At 63.0% G+C, this 20,172-nt stretch carries 19 protein-coding genes; 11 read left to right on the forward strand and 8 right to left on the reverse strand.

The window, feature by feature from the left end; genetic code table 11:
• Positions 1-8 precede the first annotated feature (8 nt).
• Entirely contained in the window at positions 9-734 is a 726-nt protein-coding gene (locus ABI796_RS00215; RefSeq protein WP_141282901.1) for a LysR family substrate-binding domain-containing protein, read from the forward strand.
• Here the strand turns inward: ABI796_RS00215 and ABI796_RS00220 are convergent, their stop codons facing one another.
• Complete coding sequence (locus ABI796_RS00220) at positions 735-1,433, reverse strand: GntR family transcriptional regulator (RefSeq protein ID WP_141282899.1); 699 nt, start codon at positions 1,431-1,433, stop codon at positions 735-737.
• A gap of 109 nt (positions 1,434-1,542) precedes the next feature.
• On the opposite strand from ABI796_RS00220, the gene ABI796_RS00225 reads away from it, so the two are divergent.
• The 4 genes from ABI796_RS00225 to ABI796_RS00240 are packed head-to-tail and all read left to right on the forward strand — an operon-like array spanning position 1,543 to position 7,125.
• Entirely contained in the window at positions 1,543-2,301 is a 759-nt protein-coding gene (locus ABI796_RS00225; protein WP_141282897.1) for a LamB/YcsF family protein, read from the forward strand.
• Between the two features lie 47 nt (positions 2,302-2,348).
• The gene (locus ABI796_RS00230; RefSeq protein ID WP_141282895.1) at positions 2,349-3,698 is read left to right on the forward strand and encodes an MFS transporter; all 1,350 of its coding nucleotides are present in this window, start codon (positions 2,349-2,351) and stop codon (positions 3,696-3,698) included.
• Between the two features lie 6 nt (positions 3,699-3,704).
• Complete coding sequence (locus ABI796_RS00235) at positions 3,705-5,357, forward strand: 5-oxoprolinase/urea amidolyase family protein (protein WP_141282893.1); 1,653 nt, start codon at positions 3,705-3,707, stop codon at positions 5,355-5,357.
• A gap of 7 nt (positions 5,358-5,364) precedes the next feature.
• Positions 5,365-7,125: an acetyl/propionyl/methylcrotonyl-CoA carboxylase subunit alpha gene (locus ABI796_RS00240; RefSeq protein ID WP_141282891.1), complete on the forward strand. Its 1,761-nt coding sequence runs from the start codon at positions 5,365-5,367 to the stop codon at positions 7,123-7,125.
• A gap of 79 nt (positions 7,126-7,204) precedes the next feature.
• On the opposite strand, the gene ABI796_RS00245 is transcribed toward ABI796_RS00240, so the two are convergent.
• On the reverse strand, positions 7,205-8,452 hold the full coding sequence (locus ABI796_RS00245; protein WP_141282890.1) for a D-arabinono-1,4-lactone oxidase: 1,248 nt from the start codon (positions 8,450-8,452) through the stop codon (positions 7,205-7,207).
• Positions 8,453-8,580: 128 nt separating this feature from the next.
• Between ABI796_RS00245 and ABI796_RS00250 the strand changes: the two genes are divergently transcribed.
• Positions 8,581-9,585: a LacI family DNA-binding transcriptional regulator gene (locus ABI796_RS00250; RefSeq protein WP_141282887.1), complete on the forward strand. Its 1,005-nt coding sequence runs from the start codon at positions 8,581-8,583 to the stop codon at positions 9,583-9,585.
• Here ABI796_RS00250 and ABI796_RS00255 read toward each other — a convergent pair.
• From ABI796_RS00255 to ABI796_RS00265, 3 genes are all read right to left on the reverse strand, one after another.
• Entirely contained in the window at positions 9,582-10,577 is a 996-nt protein-coding gene (locus ABI796_RS00255; RefSeq protein ID WP_141282885.1) for a bile acid:sodium symporter family protein, read from the reverse strand. The genes ABI796_RS00250 and ABI796_RS00255 overlap by 4 nt on opposite strands.
• A 97-nt stretch (positions 10,578-10,674) precedes the next feature.
• On the reverse strand, positions 10,675-12,171 hold the full coding sequence (locus ABI796_RS00260; protein WP_141282883.1) for a SulP family inorganic anion transporter: 1,497 nt from the start codon (positions 12,169-12,171) through the stop codon (positions 10,675-10,677).
• 21 nt (positions 12,172-12,192) lie between these two features.
• The gene (locus ABI796_RS00265; RefSeq protein WP_141282881.1) at positions 12,193-13,299 is read right to left on the reverse strand and encodes a GTP pyrophosphokinase family protein; all 1,107 of its coding nucleotides are present in this window, start codon (positions 13,297-13,299) and stop codon (positions 12,193-12,195) included.
• A 110-nt stretch (positions 13,300-13,409) separates the two neighbouring features.
• Between ABI796_RS00265 and ABI796_RS00270 the strand changes: the two genes are divergently transcribed.
• Both ABI796_RS00270 and ABI796_RS00275 read left to right on the forward strand, forming a co-directional pair.
• The gene (locus ABI796_RS00270; protein ID WP_141282879.1) at positions 13,410-14,231 is read left to right on the forward strand and encodes an alpha/beta hydrolase; all 822 of its coding nucleotides are present in this window, start codon (positions 13,410-13,412) and stop codon (positions 14,229-14,231) included.
• Positions 14,232-14,272: 41 nt separating this feature from the next.
• Positions 14,273-15,208: a carbohydrate kinase gene (locus ABI796_RS00275; RefSeq protein WP_141282877.1), complete on the forward strand. Its 936-nt coding sequence runs from the start codon at positions 14,273-14,275 to the stop codon at positions 15,206-15,208.
• 3 nt (positions 15,209-15,211) lie between these two features.
• Here the strand turns inward: ABI796_RS00275 and ABI796_RS00280 are convergent, their stop codons facing one another.
• The gene (locus tag ABI796_RS00280; protein WP_141282875.1) at positions 15,212-16,273 is read right to left on the reverse strand and encodes a glutathione S-transferase family protein; all 1,062 of its coding nucleotides are present in this window, start codon (positions 16,271-16,273) and stop codon (positions 15,212-15,214) included.
• Between the two features lie 71 nt (positions 16,274-16,344).
• Between ABI796_RS00280 and ABI796_RS00285 the strand changes: the two genes are divergently transcribed.
• Positions 16,345-17,154 (forward strand): HAD family hydrolase, encoded by an 810-nt coding sequence (locus ABI796_RS00285; protein WP_174754499.1) that lies wholly within the window; start codon positions 16,345-16,347, stop codon positions 17,152-17,154.
• Here the strand turns inward: ABI796_RS00285 and ABI796_RS00290 are convergent.
• Together ABI796_RS00290 and ABI796_RS00295 are read right to left on the reverse strand one after the other, a co-directional pair.
• Positions 17,135-18,076: an isoprenylcysteine carboxylmethyltransferase family protein gene (locus ABI796_RS00290; RefSeq protein ID WP_174754498.1), complete on the reverse strand. Its 942-nt coding sequence runs from the start codon at positions 18,074-18,076 to the stop codon at positions 17,135-17,137. The two genes, ABI796_RS00285 and ABI796_RS00290, sit on opposite strands and share 20 nt — an antisense overlap.
• Positions 18,076-18,942: an SDR family oxidoreductase gene (locus ABI796_RS00295; RefSeq protein ID WP_141282869.1), complete on the reverse strand. Its 867-nt coding sequence runs from the start codon at positions 18,940-18,942 to the stop codon at positions 18,076-18,078. Before ABI796_RS00295 ends, ABI796_RS00290 begins: the two co-directional genes overlap by 1 nt.
• 136 nt (positions 18,943-19,078) lie before the next feature.
• On the opposite strand from ABI796_RS00295, the gene ABI796_RS00300 reads away from it, so the two are divergent.
• Positions 19,079-19,351, forward strand: coding sequence for a hypothetical protein (locus ABI796_RS00300; protein WP_141282867.1), 273 nt, complete (start codon positions 19,079-19,081; stop codon positions 19,349-19,351).
• Positions 19,352-19,364: 13 nt separating this feature from the next.
• The gene (locus ABI796_RS00305; protein WP_141282865.1) at positions 19,365-20,162 is read left to right on the forward strand and encodes a glycerophosphodiester phosphodiesterase; all 798 of its coding nucleotides are present in this window, start codon (positions 19,365-19,367) and stop codon (positions 20,160-20,162) included.
• Positions 20,163-20,172 lie beyond the last annotated feature (10 nt).

The following is a 20,172-nucleotide window of genomic DNA, read 5'->3' on the forward strand; positions in this document are numbered from 1 at the left end:
GTGAGTGTGTGCCAGACGCTGAAGAATCCGCCGAAACAACCGAACCCCTAGCCGGTCTCCGCTTCGCCTATGTGGCCGGTGTGACGCCTGGGAAGTGGATACGGCGGTGGGAAGAACGGATGCCCCACTTCCCCTTGCACTCGTTCATGTCCGACGACGCCGCTCAAGTTTCGGTGTTGCGTGACGGTTTGGCTGACCTCAGCTTTGTTCGGTTGCCCGTGGACCGCGAGGGCCTGAACGTCATCCCCCTGTATGAAGAGCAGCCCGTCGTGGTGGCACCCAAAGGACACGAGATCTCAGTGTTTGAGGAAGTGGCACTGGATGATCTCGCCGAGGAAAACTTCCTGGACATCGACGAGATGGGCGGGCCGGACATGGCCCTCCAGGTGGTTGCTTCCGGTGCAGGGCTGGCCATTCTGCCGATGTCCGTGGCGCGACACCTGAATGCTAAAGACACTGTCATGCGCCGCTTGACCGGGGCTCCCACCACTCAGATCGGCCTTGCCTGGATTGTTGGAAGCGACAGTCCAGTGATTGAAGAATTCATTGGCATAGTGCGTGGGCGGACAGCCCAGAGTTCACGCCAGCCTTCCGCCCAGCAGGAGAAGCCCAAGAAGGCACCCAAGCCGGATCGTCGCGGCGGAGGGCCCAAGAAGCCTGCGGTCGCGCAGCGCTACGCCCCGAATCCGGACAAGGGCCGCGGCAAGGGTTCCCGCAAAAAGGGCAAGCGCTGACTATTCGCCGTGGATGGCGGTTTGCTGCTGCTCTGAACGGTTGAGGTAGGCCAGGAGTAGGTCCCCGGCCCTTTCCAATTCCCCGGACTCCAACGCTGAGCAGATCTGCTCGTTTTCCTTCAGCCAATCACTGTAGAAGTGGGCGTTCATGGTGGCTTTGTGGAAGTAGAGCCGCATCTCGGCCAGGATCTGCGCCATGATCGTGTTCAAGCGGTTGCTCTCCGCGAGGGCCACAATTGCCCCATGGAAATGCTGGTTTGCGCTGCCCAGGCCTGCGTTGTCGTTGGCGGACTCTGCCCGCTTGCCTTCCTCGACGGCGGCCCTGACGGCGGCGATCCGCTCCGGCGAACCACCCGCGCGGATTGAGCTGACCTCTATTGCCCGGCGAACCGTATAAACATCGTGGATGTCGCCTGCTTCGAGAGTGGCAACAAAGACACCCTTATTGGGCTGCCGGAGGAGCAGCCGCTCACCGGCAAGCTCGGCGAATGCTTCGCGGACGGTGTTCCGGGATACTCCCAGATCCTCGGCAATAGTGGCTTCGGTGAGTTTGGCACCCGGCACCAGGAAGCCCTCGGCCAATTGATAGCGCAGTTCCTCGGCAACTCTTTCAGCTACGGATGGAACCCTCATCCGGACGCGAGCCCGGGCGCTATCAAGGCCAACGTGTTCGCTTTTTTCCTGATCTACACCGGCCATGACACCAAAATTACACGATTGCCGAAAATTAGGATCGCTGGATTGTTGAACAATCCAGCAGATTGGTGCATCCTAGATGTAACGCACATCACGAGGCAGGGATCACATCATGGCAATCATCGATCTGAACAGCGACGTCGGAGAGTCTTTCGGGCGCTGGACACTCGGTGATGACGCGGCCATGTTTGAGTCGGTGTCCAGTGCCAACGTTGCCTGCGGATTCCACGCCGGTGACCCAAGCGTCATCCGCAGCACCTGCGAAAAGGCGGCCAAGGCCGGCGTCGTTATTGGCGCCCATGTTGGTTACCGCGACCTCGCGGGATTTGGCCGCCGCTTCATGGACATCGATCCCACGGAACTGGCTGACGACGTGGTGTATCAGATCGGGGCTCTCCAGGCCCTGGCGGCCACTACGGGAGCCCGTGTCCAGTACGTCAAGCCCCACGGTGGCCTCTACAACGCGATCGTGAAGCACACCGCACAGGCACGCGCCGTCGTCGATGCTGTGAAGTCGGTTGACCCCAACCTTCCGATCCTTGGCCTCCCCGGTTCCGAGGTACTGCGTCTGGCGGAGGAAGCCGGCCTTCGGGGCGTTTCCGAGGCGTTCGCGGACCGAGCCTACAACCCGGACGGCACGCTGGTTTCCCGTTCACAACCGGGCGCCGTTCTCCACGATCCCGCCGAAGTGGCCCAACACGTCCTTCGGATGGCTACCGAACAAACCGTCAAAACCATTGACGGTTCCATCCTGAATATCCGCGCAGAGAGCATCTGCGTGCATGGTGACTCACCCGGAGCCGTTGCGATGGCAACCGCTGTGAAGTCCGCTCTGGGCGATGCCGGCGTTACCGTCGGCTCGTTCCTCTAGCCCATCCCGGGCTCCCCGCACCATCCCTCATCCCCCCGGAGGACATCATGACCAGCACCAACAATGCAGCCAAGGCAGCGACAAGGAAGCCACCGCCCGGTGCCATTAAGGCGTACGTAGCCAGCCTCACCGGAACGTCGCTGGAGTACTACGACTTCGCTATCTACTCGGTGGCCTCGGCCCTGGTATTCCCCAAGATCTTCTTCCCGGGCAATGACGAATTTGTCGCGCTGCTGCTCTCCTTCTCAGCGTTCGCCGTGGGCTACCTTGCCCGTCCGATTGGTGGCGTCATCTTCGGCCGTCTTGGTGACAAGATCGGCCGTAAGTATGTCCTGGTGTTCACGCTCGTCCTGATCGGCGTGGCCACGGTCCTCATCGGTGCGCTGCCGGATTACTCAGTGATCGGCGTCGCGGCCCCCACCATTCTTGTTTTGCTGCGTTTGGCACAGGGCATTGGCGTGGGCGGCGAGTGGGGCGGTGCAGTGCTGCTGTCCAGTGAATTCGGCGACCCCAACAAGCGAGGCTTCTGGTCTTCCGCGGCCCAGATCGGCCCGCCGGCCGGCAACCTCATGGCCAACGGTGTTCTCGCCATTCTCGCCGCTTCCCTGAGTGAAGAGGCCTTCCTCTCCTGGGGCTGGCGCGTAGCCTTCCTGGCTTCCGCACTCCTGGTGGTCTTCGGTCTGATCATCCGGCTCAAGCTTGAGGAAACCCCTGTCTTCAAGGCCATCCAGGCCCACGGGGATCGCCCCAAGGCTCCCATCAAGGAAGTGTTCACTACCCAGCCCAAGGCTTTGGTGGCAGCAGCGCTTTCCCGTGTTTGCCCTGACATCCTTTACGCGCTGTTCACCGTGTTTGTGGCGGTTTATGCCACCAAGGAACTGGGCATGACCACCGGCAACGTCCTGTCTGCCATCTTGATCGGCTCCGCATTCCAGCTCTTCCTGATCCCCGCGGCCGGGGCGCTGACGGACCGTTTCAACCGTCGCTGGGTTTACGGAATCGCGGCAGCTGCCACAGCTGCTTACATTCCCTTGTTCTTCCTGATGATCCAGGGCAAGTCCGTAGCCATGCTGACAGTCGGCACCGTGATCGGCCTGGCACTGCACGCTTTCATGTACGGCCCCCAGGCGGCCTTCATCACCGAGCAGTTCCCGGCCAGGCTCCGCTACGCCGGCAGCTCCCTGGCTTACACCCTGGCTGGCGTCATTGGTGGAGCCGTTGCTCCCATCATCTTCACCGCACTGTACGGCGCTGCGGGTGGTGGCTGGTACCTGATCGCCGTCTACATCCTGGTGGCCGCCGTTGTCACCATTGTGGGCATGCTCCTCGGCCGCGACCCCAAGCCGGAAGAAGATGTCCGACTCATGCAGGGGACGCACGCTCAGCCGGCGGCGTAACGAACAATGGAAACCGTGATGCACACAGCCACAGCCAAGAGGGTTCGCTCCGTCAGGCCCGTCGGCACCCGCGCCGTGCTGGCCGAATTGGATGGCCTGCAGGATGTCCTCGCGCTGCAGGACATGCTCAACAAGTCCCCGCTTCCCGGCCAAGTGGACGTTCTCGCCGCCGCGGAGACGGTGATGGTGGTTGGCGAGTCCGCGGCCGCCACCCGCGCCATCGGCGCACGGCTCATGGAGTTGGAACTGTTTGCTCCGGAGGTCACTGACTCCGGGCTGGTGGTCATCGATACCGTGTACGACGGCGACGACCTCGCCGATGTCGCGGAGCTCACCGGACTGAGCCTGGAGGGCGTCGTCGCGGCGCACACGGGCCAGGTCTGGACCGTAGCCTTTGCCGGCTTCGCACCAGGCTTCGGTTACATGGTGGGTGAAAACGAGGCCCTCACGGTTCCACGGCGCTCTTCCCCGCGTACAGCCGTTCCTGCTGGTTCGGTGGCTCTCGGTGGACAGTATTCCGCGGTCTACCCCCGCCGGTCGCCGGGCGGTTGGCAGCTGATCGGCCGGACCGGCGCACGGATGTGGGATCTTGACCGTGCCCAGCCAGCACTTGTCCGCCCCGGGGATCGGGTTCAGTACCGCGCGGTCCGCGAGGTTGTGACGGCTAGTGATTCTCCAGTGGGCGAACCTGACAAGGAGCACCACACTGAGTCCGGACTAAGGATTCTCAATCCGGGTGCACAGAGCCTGATCCAGGACCTCGGCCGCCGGGGTTACGGTCCATTGGGCGTCTCTGCCGCCGGGGCCCTGGACAGGGCTTCCCTGCGACGGGCCAACCGATTGGTGGGGAACGCTTCCTCAGCTGCGGCCATCGAATCCGTCAATGGCGGGCTCACCGTGGAAGCTGTAGGCGACCAAGTGATTGCTGTGACAGGTGCGCCGGTAGCGCTGACTGTCGGGTCGCCGTCGTGGGTTGAGTCCGACGACGGCGACGTCCGGTCGGGTGCGACGCGGACCGTCCCCATGGCCGCACCGTTCGCGTTGCTCGACGGCGAAGTGCTCACCTTGGGCGCTCCCGAGTCGGGGTTCCGGAACTACGTGGCGATCCGTGGCGGCGTTGATGTGCCGGAGGTCTTGGGTAGCCGCTCGGCGGACACCATGAGTGGAATCGGGCCGGCACCATTGGTCATCAGGCAGGTCCTCAAGGTCGGGCACCACACGGCGTCCACAGCGGTGGGGGCCCCCGAGCTGCAGCCCGACTTCCCCGGCACTGGCGTCACGGTACTGGACGTTGTCCCCGGGCCGCGTGCCGACTGGTTCAACCAAGACGCCCTGGATTCTCTCTGCGCGCAGGAGTGGCTGGTCACCCCGCAGTCCAACCGGGTGGGCATGCGTCTGGATGGCACACCGTTGAAGCGCACACGGGAAGGCGAACTCCCCAGCGAGGGGACCATGGCCGGTGCCCTGCAGATTCCGCCCGCCGGTTTGCCCGTCCTGTTCCTGGCCGATCACCCCATCACTGGCGGTTACCCGGTGATCGGAGTGGTTCGTGACGAACACCTTGATCTCGCCGCGCAGGTTCCCATTGGTGGAAAGATCCGCTTCCGGCTCGTCCCGGATTCCCCCAGCTTCACCACAACGAAGACCCCAGAGAAGTGAGTATTTGATGCGCAAGGTCCTGATCGCGAACCGTGGCGAAATTGCCGTCCGCGTTGCCCGAGCCTGTGACGACGCTGGCATCCTGTCCGTCGCCGTCTACGCAGACATCGATGCCGATGCCATGCACGTTGGCGCTGCCGACGAAGCCTACAGCCTGGACGGAAACTCGCCGGCTGAGACGTACTTGAACATGGGAAAGCTGCTTGCCGTTGCGGAAAAGTCCGGCGCGGATGCCGTCCACCCCGGGTACGGTTTCCTGTCCGAGAATGCGGACTTTGCACAAGCAGTGCTCGACGCCGGACTTGAGTGGATCGGTCCGTCACCGGAGTCGATTCGTCAGTTGGGCAACAAGATCACGGCCCGCGAAATCGCCGTCCGCGCCGGAGCTCCCTTGGTTGCGGGCAGTGATGGCCCCGTTTCCTCCGCCGCGGAGGCCCGGGCTTTTGCCGAGGAACATGGACTCCCGCTGGCCATTAAGGCTGCGTTTGGTGGTGGTGGCCGCGGATTGAAGGTGGTCCGGGAGCTCGCCGAGGTTGAGGAAGCGTTTGACTCCGCAGTCCGCGAAGCTGTTGCTGCCTTTGGCCGTGGCGAGTGCTTCGTGGAGCAGTACCTTGACCGCCCACGGCATGTGGAAGCCCAGATCGTTGCAGACAAACTCGGCAACGTGGTTGTGGTGGGCACCCGCGATTGCTCCCTCCAGCGCCGTCACCAGAAGCTGGTGGAAGAGGCTCCGGCTCCGTTCTTGAGCGATGAACAGCGGCAGCGAATCTACGAGGGCTCCAAGGCCATTGTTCGCGAAGCCGGCTACTACGGGGCCGGAACGGTGGAATTCCTGGTGTCCGCCGATGGCGCCGTGGCGTTCCTCGAGGTCAACACGCGCCTCCAGGTTGAGCATCCCATCACAGAGGAAACTGCCGGGATTGACCTGGTGCAGGAGCAGTTCCGGATTGCCGCCGGTTTGCCGCTGAGCATCACCGAGGATCCGGTGGCGCGGGGTCATTCCTTTGAGTTCCGCATCAACGCCGAGGATGTGGGCCGCGGGTTCTTGCCGTCCCCGGGCACAGTAGCTTCTTTTGAGGCTCCTACAGGGCCGGGCATCCGATTGGACACCGGAGTCCGGTCCGGCTCATACGTGGCGCCGCAGTTCGACTCCCTGTTGGCCAAACTCATCGTCACCGGAGCGGACAGGCAGCAGGCCCTGCGCCGTGCGCGCCGTGCCCTGGCCGAAATTAACATCACGGGGCTGGCCACTGTCCTGCCGTTCCACAGGGCTGTTCTGGAGTCCGAGGACTTCACCTCAGTTGCCGGCTTGAACATCCACACCCGCTGGATAGAGACCGACTTCGCAGACCAGATTCCCGTGGATCCCGAATACAGCGTGGTTGCTCCGGAAGGGAAGCGGCGGACCATCACCGTTGACGTGGACGGCAAACGCCTGGCTGTTGGACTTCCGGCAGACCTTTTGGATGGCTGGGCTCGATCCGGCCAAGGACTGCCGGCTGCCTCGGACGTGACGGGGCTGCCCGGCTCTGACACCAGTGCAGACTCACCAGCCGAGTCGGCCTTGGTCTCCAGCATGTCCGGCACAGTGGTGAAGTGGCTCGTTGAACCGGGCGCCAACGTAGCGGCAGGTGATCCTTTGGTGGTCCTGGAAGCCATGAAAATGGAAACCCAGGTCCCCGCCCATCGTGCAGGCACCCTCTCAGAGGTCCTGTCCGCGCCCGGCGGCGTGGTTACGGCCGGGGCTGTGCTGGCCCACATCGAGTAAGCCGCGCTCTTCCGTTGCCAACCCGCTTTTCCATCGCTGCCCAGCAACGGAGAAGCGGGTTAGCGACGTGGTGCCAAGGCTAGGACGTAACCGTAACGCCCAGCACGCTGTCCAGCAAGCCGTTCCGGAACTTGCCCGAAGGGTCATTGGCCTGAACCAGGGCACGGAAGTCCTCGAACCGCGGATACAAAGAAGCGAAGTCATACAGGCCGGGCGTAAAGAGCTTGCCCCAGTGCGGACGGGCACCAAATGGACGCAGGGCCTCCTCAAGCTCGGGAAGGACCGCTTCAACCTCGGGCTGCATGGGCTTCCACGTGAAGTGGAGCGCCACGCTTTGCTGCTGGTAGAACGGGCTGAGCCAGAACTCATCTGCTGCCACAGTGCGGATTTCAGAGACGAACAGGAGCGGCGCGAGCTTCTGGGCGAGTTCCCGGACAGCCTGCAGCGCGGCGGGCGCCTGGTCCAGGGGCAGGAGGAATTCGCTCTGCAGTTCCTCGCCGTTGCTTGGCGTGAATTCATGGCGGAAGTGCGGCAAGCGGTCCAGCCATTTCCCTGCCACGTCCAACTGCTCGGTGCAGTTCTCAGCGGACATGTCCGGCAGGGGGTGCATGGCCGCCGTCGCGGGGGTTGCTCCGAACAGATCCGGCAGCGCCGCCTCGGTATCCAGGGCCTTGAGCCAGACCTGCGGGATGGTATCGCCCGTGTAGTCCGTGAAGAAGCTGACGCTGTAGGCACTGGATGCGATGGCCTGGAAGTTCGCCAACGCACCATCCCACGACAGGTTGGTGAGCACACGTTGCCGGACCTCATAGCTCGGCCGGACCGCGAGTTCCAGCCCTGTGACAATGCCAAGTGCGCCCATCCCCACAACGCTGGCGAGGAATTCGTCGTCGTCCGCTGTGAGGGTCACCAGCTCGCCGGAGGCGCGCACCAGATCAACGCTGACGACGGCGGCAGCCAAGGAGGGGTTGTTGACTCCACTGCCGTGCGTGCCGGTCTGGATGGCGCCCGCCACGGAGATGTGCGGGAGGGAAGCGAGGTTGTGGATGGCGTAGCCCTGTTCCTCAAGGGCTCGCCCCAAAGCGCCGTAGCTGATGCCGCCGCTGACCTTGACTGTGCTTTTGGCGGTGTCCAGAACAACCTCTTGGGGGAGGGCATCGAGCAGGATGTGGGTTCCATCGGTGTCGGCAACAGTGTTGAACGAGTGCCGGGAACCGAGGGCCTTAATCCGGGTGGCATCAGCTACAAGCCCGCGCAGCTCATCCACGGTGCTGGGCCGCTGGACGTCCGCAGACGAGTACTCAAGATTTCCTGCCCAGTTCTTCATCGAATGATCTCCCGCTTGTATTTATGGACTCCCGCAATTGTTAACGTTCACAACTAAAGGCGTCAAGGGGAGTCCAACTCCGCAGCAGATAGAGTTCAAGGAATTCGCTGTCTACCAGGAGTTGCAACGTGAGCAAGGGATCCAAGCCCACCATTCGGGATGTGGCCAAGGCGGCGGACGTTTCGCTGACCACAGTGTCCTATGTGCTCTCCGGTCGGCACGGCGGCACCACCCGGATCAGCCAGCCCACACAGGACCGGGTTCTTGCCGCAGTCAAGGACCTTGGGTACGTGCCCAATCAGGCGGCGCGGGGGATGCGACGGGGCAAGACGGACGTTGTGGCCGTGGCCATCGGAGACCTGGAATGGCCATGGGACCGCGCCCTCGCCACTGCCGCAGCGAGGATTCTTCCTGAGCACGGCTATCAACCGGTGATCCTGCTGGGTGACGACTGGAGGAAGTTCGTGATGTCCGGCGGTGCCGACGGCGTCATCATCGGATACTTCCCGGAGGCAACGTCCGAGGACCAGACCGTCACGGAATTGGCCCGCCGCGGCGTGGCCCAAGTAGTCATTTCAGGGACCATGAAAGCAGCCGGATTTGATGTCCTTGCCCCTGAGGCTGACGCCGGACTCACCGAGTGCATGGACTTTCTCACGGCATCACACCGCAGAATTGCCTGTATCCGAAGGGCAGACCCTACTGGCCGGCCAAAGAGCCGCTTTGCGGCCTACGCGGCCGGGCTGGAGAGAGCGGGCATACCCTTGGACGAATCCCTCGTGAGGACGTCACATCACCGCCCGGCCCCTGCTTATCAATCGGCGCTCGAGTTGCTCCGATTGCCGGATCGGCCCACGGCCATCTTCTGTACTGATGACATGGAAGCGCTGCAGGCGATCCGCGCTGCCTACCGCCTTGGTCTCCGCGTGCCGGAGGATGTCCAGATTGTGGGTGTGGGCAATTCCACCGAGGGCCAGGCCTACGATCCTGCTTTGACTACCGTGGGCCCGGACCCCATCTTCGAGCAGGTTGTCCGCATGCTGCTGGACCGGCTGGCCGGAACCACGCCGCCCGAGGGCTTGCGGGTGGCCTCACCCTGGAGGTTGCACCGCCGGGGCACTACCCAGGGTTAGTCCTTCAGCGGACGGCGTGCCAGCCAGGCAGCAACCACCGCGCCCGAGATGTTGTGCCACAGAGAGAAGACGGCGGACGGCAGGGCTGCCAGCGCGCCGAAATGCGCAGTGGCCAGCGTCGCAGCCAAGCCGGAGTTTTGCATGCCGACCTCAAAGGCCAAGGCTCGGCGTGCCTTGTCATCCAAACGGCCGAGCTTGCCGGCCAAGTATCCGAGACCCAAGCCGAAGCCGTTGTGGAGGACAACTGCCAGGAACACGATTCCTCCCGCGGCCACGATCTTGCTGGCACTGCCGGCCACCACGATTGCCACAATCAGGGAAATCACGACGGCGGATGCCCAGGGGAGTGCCGGGAGCACCTTGGCCACAAGCTTCGAAAGGAAAAGACGAGCCAGCAGGCCCGCGATCACCGGCAACAGCACGGTCTTCACGATGTCCGTCACCATGGCGCCAGCGTCGATCTGCAGGAAGGACCCGGCCAGGAAAAGTGTCAGCGCCGGGGTCACGATGGGTGCGATCAGTGTGGAGACTGAGGCCACGGCCACCGAAAGTGCAACGTCTCCCTTGGCCAGGAACGCCATGACGTTGGATGCCGTGCCGGAAGGGGCACAGCCAACAAGGATCAAGCCCACGGCCAGTTCCGGCGGCAGCTGCAGGAGGACGGCGATCAGCCATCCAGCACCGGGCATGATCACGTAGTGCGCAACAATTCCCAGCGCCACAGCCCAAGGACGCCGCGCCACCGAGGCAAAGTCCGGCGGGGTCAGCGTGAGGCCCATGCAGAACATAATGACGCCCAGCAGGTAAGGAACAGCCACGCCCATGGGCTTGAAAAGATCGGGGAGCAGGAACCCAAGAACACCGGCAATCACCACCAGAAGCGGGAACACTGTGACGGCAATACGCGCAATCCTGGCTTCAGCAGCCAGTGCGGCATTGACGGGCGCAGCGGGTTCTTCGGTTTTGGAAGGGGAATTGGTTGCCTCAAGCATTCATCCATGCTCACATCCGCCCAGCAGGTGCGGCGAATTCTTTACTTGCGGGGGAGCGTATATGTCAGATGACCGCTGTTTCAGCTAGGTGCGGAGGTTAGGAGTTGAGCTTCCCGGCCAGCCGCTCGCGCATGCGAACACTGGCCTCGTTGAGCCCAATGAATTCCACTTCACGCCCGTGATTCCGGTACTTTTCGGTCACAGAATCCAGCACGGCAACCGTGGAAGCATCCCAGATGTGGGAACCATGAAGATCGATGATCACCCGATCTATGCCTTCCGAGGAATCTTTCGCATAGTCGAACTGGGTGTAAAGGTCATTGGACGATGCAAAGAAGAGTTCGCCGTCCACCGTGTACGTCGCCACGGTTTCGCCATTGAGGAGCAGTTCCGTCCGCTCAACCGTTGCGAAGTGGGCCACCCGGCGCGCAAAGAGCACCATGGCGGTCAAAACCCCGACGCCGACGCCCACCGCAAGGTTGTGCGTCGCCACTACCGCGGCAACGGTAATGAGCATGACGGCGGTTTCAGACTTCGGCAGCCGTTTGAGCGTGGACGGCTGGATGGAGTGCCAGTCGAAGGTGATCAGCGAAACGAAGATCATCACTGCCACCAACGCGGCCATGGGGATCATGCCCACAACATCGCCCAACACAACCACCAGCACCAGCAGGAAAACGCCGGCCAGGAACGTTGAGAGCCGGCTCCGGGCCCCTGAGCCTTTGACGTTGATCATGGTCTGGCCGATCACCGCACAGCCACCCAGGCCGCCAAGGAAACCAGTAACAATGTTGGCTGCACCCTGTCCCCAGGAAACACGGGTCTTATTGGACCGGGTGTCCGTGATGTCGTCCACCAGTTTGGCGGTCATCAGTGATTCCAGCAGGCCCACCAGCGCCATGGACAACGCGAAAGGTGCAATGATCCGGAAGGTCTCCAGAGTCAGGGGAACGTTGGGCAGGAAGAAGGCGGGAAGGCTATCCGGGAGTTCGCCTTTGTCGCTGACTGTGGGAACGTCGATGTTGCCCACAACAGTCACCAGCGTAATGACCGCGATCGCCACCAGGGGAGCAGGGATGGCCGTGGTGATGCGGGGCAGCCCGAACACGATCACCAAGCCCACAATGACAATGGGGTAGACCATCCACGGCACGTTGAAGAGCTCGGGCATCTGGGACATGAACACCAGGATGGCCAGTGCATTGACGAAGCCAATCATCACGGACCGTGGAATGAAGCGCATCAGCTTGGTGACGCCCAGGACGGCCAGGATGATCTGGAAAACACCCGCCAGGATGATGGTGGCAATGAGGTAGTCGAGCCCGTGTTCCTTCATCACCGGGGCGATCACCAGGGCCACAGCACCAGTGGCTGCGGAGATCATGGCAGGACGCCCGCCCACAATGGCGGTGACCACGCCCATGGTGAAGGAAGCGAACAACCCGATGCGCGGATCCACTCCGGCAATCACGGAGAACGCAATTGCCTCGGGGATCAAAGCCAAGGCCACCACAAGCCCCGCAAGGGATTCCGTCAGCAGGCGGCGGGGCGAGCGGAAGGTCGCCCGCAGTGACATGAGTTGCTCGGGAGTCATGGGTCCTTACAGTGCGGTCTTCTACAAAGCAGTCTGGCGGTAGCGCTCAATTTGCTTAAGACGCCGCTGGAGGCTGTCGCGCCGCGGGTGCGGGACGACGTCGGGCGCCTCAGCAGTGAGATCAATGTGTTCGGTTCCGTACTGCCACAGCAGGAGGTCATCCAGGAGGCGGTCCGGGCCGGGGGAGTAGCGGTGATCCAAGGCCTTGCGGACCTCGGTGATCCGGTTGGCGCTGAGCAGCCCGGCAAGCTCCACGGTCTTGGTGAGTCCGTGGGCGGCGAGCAGCTCGGCAGCCCAGCCCCAGTCGTCATCAACTTTACGGTCAACGTGCGGAAGAAGCGTACGCCAGACGTCGCGCACCCGGTTGGGCGTCAGGGGCATCCCGCCATCGCCCTCAAGGTCCCAATAGCCGCGGACTTCCTCATAGCGCTCGTGAAGATCAGCGAAGGCGCTCTCCACGGTTTCCAACATGGCTGCCGTAGCAGTGAATTGGCGGTCAAAATGCGGTGTCCAGGCCCGCGGGTCCTCGGCCTTGAAGCGGATGTCGTGTTCGATCTCGCTCCAGGCGTGCGCAAACACGGTACGGATCTGGCATTCGAAGAAGTAGCTGCCGTTGGCGGGCATGTCCGGGTTGAAGACGTGCTGGTACTCCTTCACGGTCTCGTTCTGGATGGTGCGCAGAATGAGGTGCCGGCTGGAGTATCCGTAGGTGCCGGACTCGATGGAGCCGATGTCCTTCTCACGGTCTCCGCGGCAATCAAAGAGTTGGCGCTGGCGCTTGATGATGTTGGCCACCGCTGCGTTTTCCGCGGGCAATTTGGTGATGACGCGGATGCCCACCATGTCATTCAAGGTGCGGAACGGGTCCGGAAACTTCAGCACCCGGGGACCGCCCGGCTCCAAAGGATCATCCGTGCGGGAAATCTTTTCGCGGAAGGACTCCACTGTTTTGGTCCGTCCCGTAACAAACAAAGGAGTGACCTCAGCGTCATTCAACATGTCCCGCAAAGTCAGCAGCACATCCCTTGTGACCCGCTTCAATGCAGGGCGAACTCGCTCATACAGCGCCACGTTCGCGTCCACTGCGTCCCGCTGAGCCTGGTCCAGGCTGTCCCAATTGCTTGCCATGCCCCCAGCTTACGGGGCGGGTCCGACACTGAACCGAGCCACTCGCCGTCGGGGTGCCTCTAGCCAAACTTGCGAATCCTCACGATAGGCTCAGTACAAAGGAGGGCGCAATGTTGCGGCACAAGTACAGCTACGGCGAACACCCCAGCCAATGGGGCGAACTCTTCATACCTGAACCGTCCAACGGGAACCATCGCGGCGCGGCCACAGTGGCTGGCGGAATCGCCGTTGTGATCCATGGCGGCTACTGGCGCTCACAGTACGGCGCTGAGCTCGGTGAGCCCCTTGCCCGCGACCTCGCGGCGCATGGCATAACCGCCTGGAACCTCGAGTACCGGCGGGCCGGCAACGGCGGTGGTTGGCCCCATACGTTCGAGGACATCCTCGCCGGGATCGACCATCTGTCCCATATTGCAGGGGATCACGATCTCAAGCTCGGCAAAGTGGTGGCATTGGGCCACTCAGCCGGAGGCCACCTGGCCGTCTGGGCTGCCGGGCGCCAGAAGTTGTCCTCCATTGGAACGCCCGACGCCGACCGCCAGCTTCAGCGCGGACCGGAGGATAACGCGGTGCACCTGACGGGTGTTGTCAGCCAGTCAGGTCTCCTGAACCTTGCGGCAGCGGAGAAGCTGAACCTCAGCAACGGGGCCGTCTGCAACCTCATGGGTGGCGATTCCCATAGATTCCCCAAACGGCATAAATATGCCGACCCCATGAGTTCACTGCCCATCAACGTCCCCGTCTATGCCGTGCATGCCACCGATGACGAGGACGTTCCTGCGAGTCAGTCCGAAGCGTACGTCGCGGCGGCAACGGCGGCGGGAAGTGCCGCCCAGTTGCTGCGCGTCCCCGGAGATCACTTCGACCTCATTGACCCCAAGGCCGTGGCTTACAAGAAATGCCGCGAGTTGGTGCAACGGCTGCTCTCGTAATTGTTGGTCCGGGGCTGCCGTCCTCTGGCAGAGTGGTCCCCATGCTGACAGTCATTGGTGAAGCCTTGGTGGATGTGGTTCAACGCTCCTCGGGAATTGAGGCGCACGTGGGCGGGAGTCCCCTCAATGTTGCCGTGGGCCTGGCACGTCTGGATCACCCGGTGCAGTTCATTGGGCGCTACGGCAAGGACAGCTACGGCGATTCCGTTGCCGCGCACCTGCGTTCCAGCTCGGTGATGGTCCCGCTTCCGCCGGATGGAAAACCAACCAGCGTGGCCACCGCGCAGATCGACGACGACGGCGCCGCCACTTACGTCTTCGACCTCCTTTGGGAGCTCCCGGGGCTCGCCGGACGGTTGCCGCTCATGCTGCAAGGCTCCACTTTGCTGCACACCGGTTCCATTGCCACATTCTTGGAGCCGGGCGCCGCTGAGGTGATTGCCGCCGTCGAGCATGCCCACCCGGGCAGCACTATCAGCTTCGACCCCAACTGCCGGCCGAGCATCATTACGGATGTTGAGTATGCGCGAACCCAGGCCGAGCGCTTTGTGGTGCTTGCCGACGTCGTGAAGGCCTCTGACGAGGACCTTGAATGGCTGTACCCCGGTGTTGATCCGGTGGAATCTGCGCGTCGCTGGCTGTCTTTGGGCGGCGACGAAGGCCCGGCCTTGGTGGTGGTGACCCGTGGTTCACGTGGACCGTGGGGCATTTGCCGGGCGGGGGAAACGGAGATTCCGTCACCGTCCGTGGACGTGGTGGACACCGTAGGCGCGGGGGACTCGTTCATGGCGGGGTTGTTGTCCGCCATTGTGGATCATGGCCTGGACGGCGCGCAGAACCGGTCCGATCTCCGCGCCATTCCGGTGGAGACGTTGGCGGCCATCATGGATCACGCTACCCGTGCTGCCGCCGTTACGGTGTCCCGTGCAGGCGCGAATCCGCCCACACGGGCCGAACTGAACCACGGCGCTGCCTAGGTCCTAGCCCGCTCCGTGTCCGGGAGCAACCTCTTCGCCGGCCTTCACCGGGCCCGGAGGAGTGCCCTCACCGAACGGGCTACCGCCCAGGGATTCCCGCCCATGCTCGGTGAGCCAGCCGGAGAGGTCCGGGCCCACGGGAACGATCTTGGTGGGGTTAATGTCCTCGTGCACCATGTAGTAGTGCTGTTTGATCTGCACAAAATCGATGGTGTCGCCGAACCCTGGAGTTTGGAACAAGTCCCGTGCGTAGCCCCATAGGGCAGGCATTTCGCTGAGCTTGTTGCGGTTGCACTTGAAGTGGCCGTGGTAAACGGCATCGAAACGGGCCAGGGTGGTGAAGAGCCGCACGTCAGCCTCGGTAATCGAGTCACCAACGAGGTACCGCTGGCCGCTCAACCGCTCCTCCAGCCAGTCCAACGCAGTCCACAGCCGGGCGTAGGCGGCCTCGTAGGCTTCCTGGGATCCGGCGAATCCGCACCTGTAAACACCGTTGTTGACTTCGGTGAAGACGCGTTTGTTGACCTGATCGATTTCCTCGCGCAGGTGATCCGGGTACAGCTGCGGCGCTCCGGGACGGTGGAATTCGCTCCACTCGGTGGAGAAGTCCAGTGTTATTTGGGGGAAGTTGTTGGTGACCACCGCGCCGCTGGGGACGTCCACTATGGCTGGGACTGTGATGCCGCGGGGGTAGTCCGGGAAGCGGCGGAAGAATGCTGCCTGCAGGCGCTCGATGCCAAGTACCGGGTCCTTGCCATCCGGGTCGAGGTCGAAGGTCCAGGATCTTGCGTCGTGGGTGGGGCCAGGCTGGCCGAGGCTGATGACATCTTCCAAGCCGAGAAGCCGGCGGACGATCACGGCACGGTTGGCCCACGGGCACGCCCGCGCTGCGATTAGCCGGTAACGGCCCGGTTCCACGGGCCAGCCGGGTTCACCGTTGGGTCCGCCGGAACCGCTGCGGGTGATCCTGTCCTCAATGTAATTGGTGTCCCGGGTGAACTCTCCGCCAGTGACGTACGCTCCGCGGGTGCTGTGTTCTTCGACTTCGCTGGTCTTCTCACTCATGAACTCACACTATGCCGCGTTCCCCGAAGCGCGCGACCTTGGGGGTCTTTGGGCCCACGTAGACTGGCATGATGCGGCTCGTAGCAAGCGATATTGACGGCACCATCCTCGGTCATGACGGAAAAATCAGTGACCGCACCATCAAGGCATTCCAGGCGTGCCGCGACGCAGGGGTGGAACTTGTCTTCGTCACGGGCCGACCCCCGCGCTGGTTGTACCCGCTTCAGGAACAGCTGGGTCACAGCGGAATTGTGATCTGTTCCAACGGTGCCGTGGTGTGGGACCTCGAGTCAGAAAAAGCCCTTTCCTCGTCTGTCCTTGACGCCGGGTCCGTGTTTGAAGCGCGCCGTATCATCAAGTCCATCAGGCCCGATGCCCTCTTCGCCGTGGAGACGCTCACGGGTTTCCAGCTTGAGCCGGGCTTCATCGAGAACGAAACCAGCGAGTTGCTTGCCGAGTTCACCCCTGCACCGCTGGCCGAGACGCTCACGGCGGATGACGCCGTCGTAAAGTTCCTGGCGATCACGCGCAAAGGCACGCCGGACGAGTTCCTTGCCGAGGTGCAGCCCGCGGTCCAGCATCTGGTGAGCACCACTCACTCAGCGCCACGGACTGCGATGCTGGAGATGTCCGTTCCCGGCATCAACAAGGCGGTCACTCTGGCTCAGTACGCAGAGTCGCTGGGGATCGAGGCCGCAGATGTTGTGGCGTTCGGGGACATGCCCAATGACGTTGAGATGCTCCGCTGGGCCGGTGACGGTTACGCGATGGCCAGCGGACACCCGGAAGCCATCCTCGCCGCCGGGCAGCAGGCGCCGCATTTTGACGACGACGGCGTGGCCCAGATTCTCGAGGCAAAGCTCAGCGGGCAGCGGGTCTAGTTCGCCGCGGGTGCGGAATCCAGCAGCGTACTGAGTCGCGGTAACGCCGGAAGTCGGCTCCAAACCGGCGTTCCAGATCAGCTTCCTCGTGTGGTCTCACGGCGTAATTCCACAGGAGCGAGCCGATGACGGCGTAGGCGATCACCAGCCACGAACCCAGTATCAGGCCAACAGCTGCTCCTTGGGAGATGCCCGCTACGGCCATGGGGTTCCGGACCCACCTGTACGGACCGGCGATGACCAGGCGGTTGGGCATGGCGGAGGGCAGAGGGGTGCCGCCTCCGGTTGAGGACATGGCCACTGCGGAAGCGACGCCAAGGCAACTGGCCAGAACAAGTATCACCAGACCGGCGGGTGCTGCCGCCGAGGGGAACGGCAGGGACACCAGCCACCGCTGCTCGAGCCACCATATGACGGACGGCAGTACCACCAGGAAAAATCCCCAGAAGAGGACCAACTGACCCATGGTGGCCCCCACGTTGGCTGCCGTGCGGCGGAGCGTGGGTGCCGGACGGAACGCGAACGGTCCCCTGACGATCAGCTCCGTAGGAACCCGGCCCTGCACCACAAGGAACAGCGCTACCACTGAACAAGCAGCCGCGGCCGCCATGATCAGGACACCCCATCCCGCTTCGGTGGTGATGGTGGCGTAGGCGGCCAGGAGGATCGAAACCAGGACCGTCCACCCGGTGGCCACCACGGCGGCTGCCCTGATGCCGAAGGCTGCCACGCCCGATCCGATGACGAACAGGGGGACATCAAAGGCCGCCACAAGTACCGGGTTAAGGCTGCCGAGTGTGGCCCCACGCACGGTTGGTGACAGGAAAACGGAAATCCACCACGCCAGTCCGGCCACGGCTTGTAAAGCGAAGTAGGACCGACCCCAACCCTGTGCCCGTGAAGCCGCAGCAGCCCCGCGGATCACGGGTGCCGCACGCCATCACCGGCCAGCAAGGAGCGGTACCCTTCCTGGTACGTAGGGAAGACGAACTGAAAACCGGTGGCCCGCAAGCGTTTGTTGGAACAGCGCTTGTCACCCGGCCCGGCGTCCGAAGCGCTGTCAGGTGCCGCCGTCGGGGGTTCCGGGCATCCCATCTCCGAGGCGAGGAACCGCATGACGTCGCCCATTTCCGCTGCGAGATCATCGACGCCTACGTAGACGGAATCCGGGGTGGCCTTCATGGTGGTGAGGTGGACGATCATGGCCGCGGCGTCGTCCCTGTGGACACGATTGGTATGCCGGGGCTGGGCCGGTATGACAGCCTTGCCGCTGCGGACCTGATCGATCAGACGAGTGCGTCCCGGACCGTAAATGCCGCCCAGCCGCAAGGAGATGGGCAGAATTGCCGTGCCTTGAGTCCGGGCGAACAACAGCTCCTCGGCTTCCACCAGCACCTTGCCGCTGAACCGCGTGGGTTCCGTGGGCGTGGACTCGTCCACCACAGCTCCGCCGGAATCCTTATACACAGCCGTGGAGGAGACAAAAAGGATCCGGTGCGGCTGGATGGCCTGCCGTTCCAGGGCGTCCAGCACGTTCTTGACGCCGTTCAGGTACGCCGCCCGGTACGCCTCTTCGGTGGAAGCATCAGCGGCGATGGCCACCACAACAATGTCCACGTCTTCAGGCAGTTCCGGCACTGAGGTGGAGAGGTCCGCATACAGGCCGCGGATTTCGGCGGGCAGCTTACCGGGGGATCGGCGCAATCCCACTACGTCCTGTCCCGCAGCAGCGAAGCGGAGTCCAACTTCGGTTCCAAGGTCGCCGCAGCCGGCAATCAACACAGTCATGCCCCTAGTCTGTCAGCCCCGCAGTGTCATCCAGTTCCCAGCTTCCATACAACCTGCGTTCAACTTGCCTCCGTAGGCTTCCAGCCAAGGACCCGTTCGCATGGTGTCTTACACGTCGGAATTTGCAGGGGGAACCATGGCTAAGCGCCGGATCAATAACGTCAACACCGCACCTTTGCGGCGGATCGAACCGGATCATCACTGGCGTTCGCTTCGCCAGGGCGATCGCGTCAAGGTGACCTTGACTCCCGGCTTCGAGTCGGCAGGTGTTGTGGACGCCGTCACCGGCGATGCCACGGCAGTGTGGGTGGAGCTCGACGGCGGACGCGGCCGCACGCTGTTACACGTCAGTGACGGTGTGGCGATCGTTCCGCAATCAACGACGGCGGCAGTCCCGCAGGAGAGCTAAACCCACCTTTGCAATGGGCTACGCTACGGGAGTGACGCTGCCCTATTTCCTCCGCAAGGACGGTTCCGTGGGCCCTCTGGCCTTCGCCCACCGGGGTTTCTCCTTGGATGGACTGGAGAATTCCATGGCCGCATTCCGCGCTGCAGTGGAACTGGGCACCGTTCACCTGGAGACGGATGTCCACACCACCTCTGACGGCGTACTCCTGGTGTTCCACGATTCCTCCCTGGACCGCGTGACTGATTCTGCAGGCCGTATTGCCGAGCTTTCTGCGTCTGAGGTCTCCGAGGCACGCATTGGCGGCGTGGAGCCCGTGCCAACCTTTGACGAACTGGTCACCTCGTTGCCCCAAGCCCGGCTGAATCTGGACGTCAAGGATTGGAACTCCGTAGGCCCCATGGCTGCGGCTATTGAGAAGCATGGCGTCCATGAGAGGGTTCTGGTCACCAGCTTCTCGGACAGGCGCCGCCGCGCAGTCCTTTCAAGGCTTTCCCGTCGTGTGGCCTCCTCTGCGGGCAGTTCACTCACTGCGCTCTTCGTTGTTCTTGGGCCGGTGCTTCCGGTTCCTTTGGCGCGCAAGCTGCTCTCCGGCGTCGACGTTTTCCAGGTTCCTGTCCGATACGGACGCTTGCCCGTGGTGACGCCGGGGTTTATCCGGCGCGCACACCGGTTGGGCCGGCAGGTTCATGTGTGGACCGTCAATGATCCGGCGGAGATGGAACGGCTGCTGGACCTTGGGGTGGACGGGCTCGTGTCCGATCGGCTGGATCTTCTCAAGGAAGTCCTGGTGCGCCGGGGCCAGTGGGTCTGATAGAGGGTTG

Source organism: Paenarthrobacter aurescens, from assembly GCF_041549525.1.
Lineage (GTDB): Bacteria > Actinomycetota > Actinomycetes > Actinomycetales > Micrococcaceae > Arthrobacter > Arthrobacter aurescens.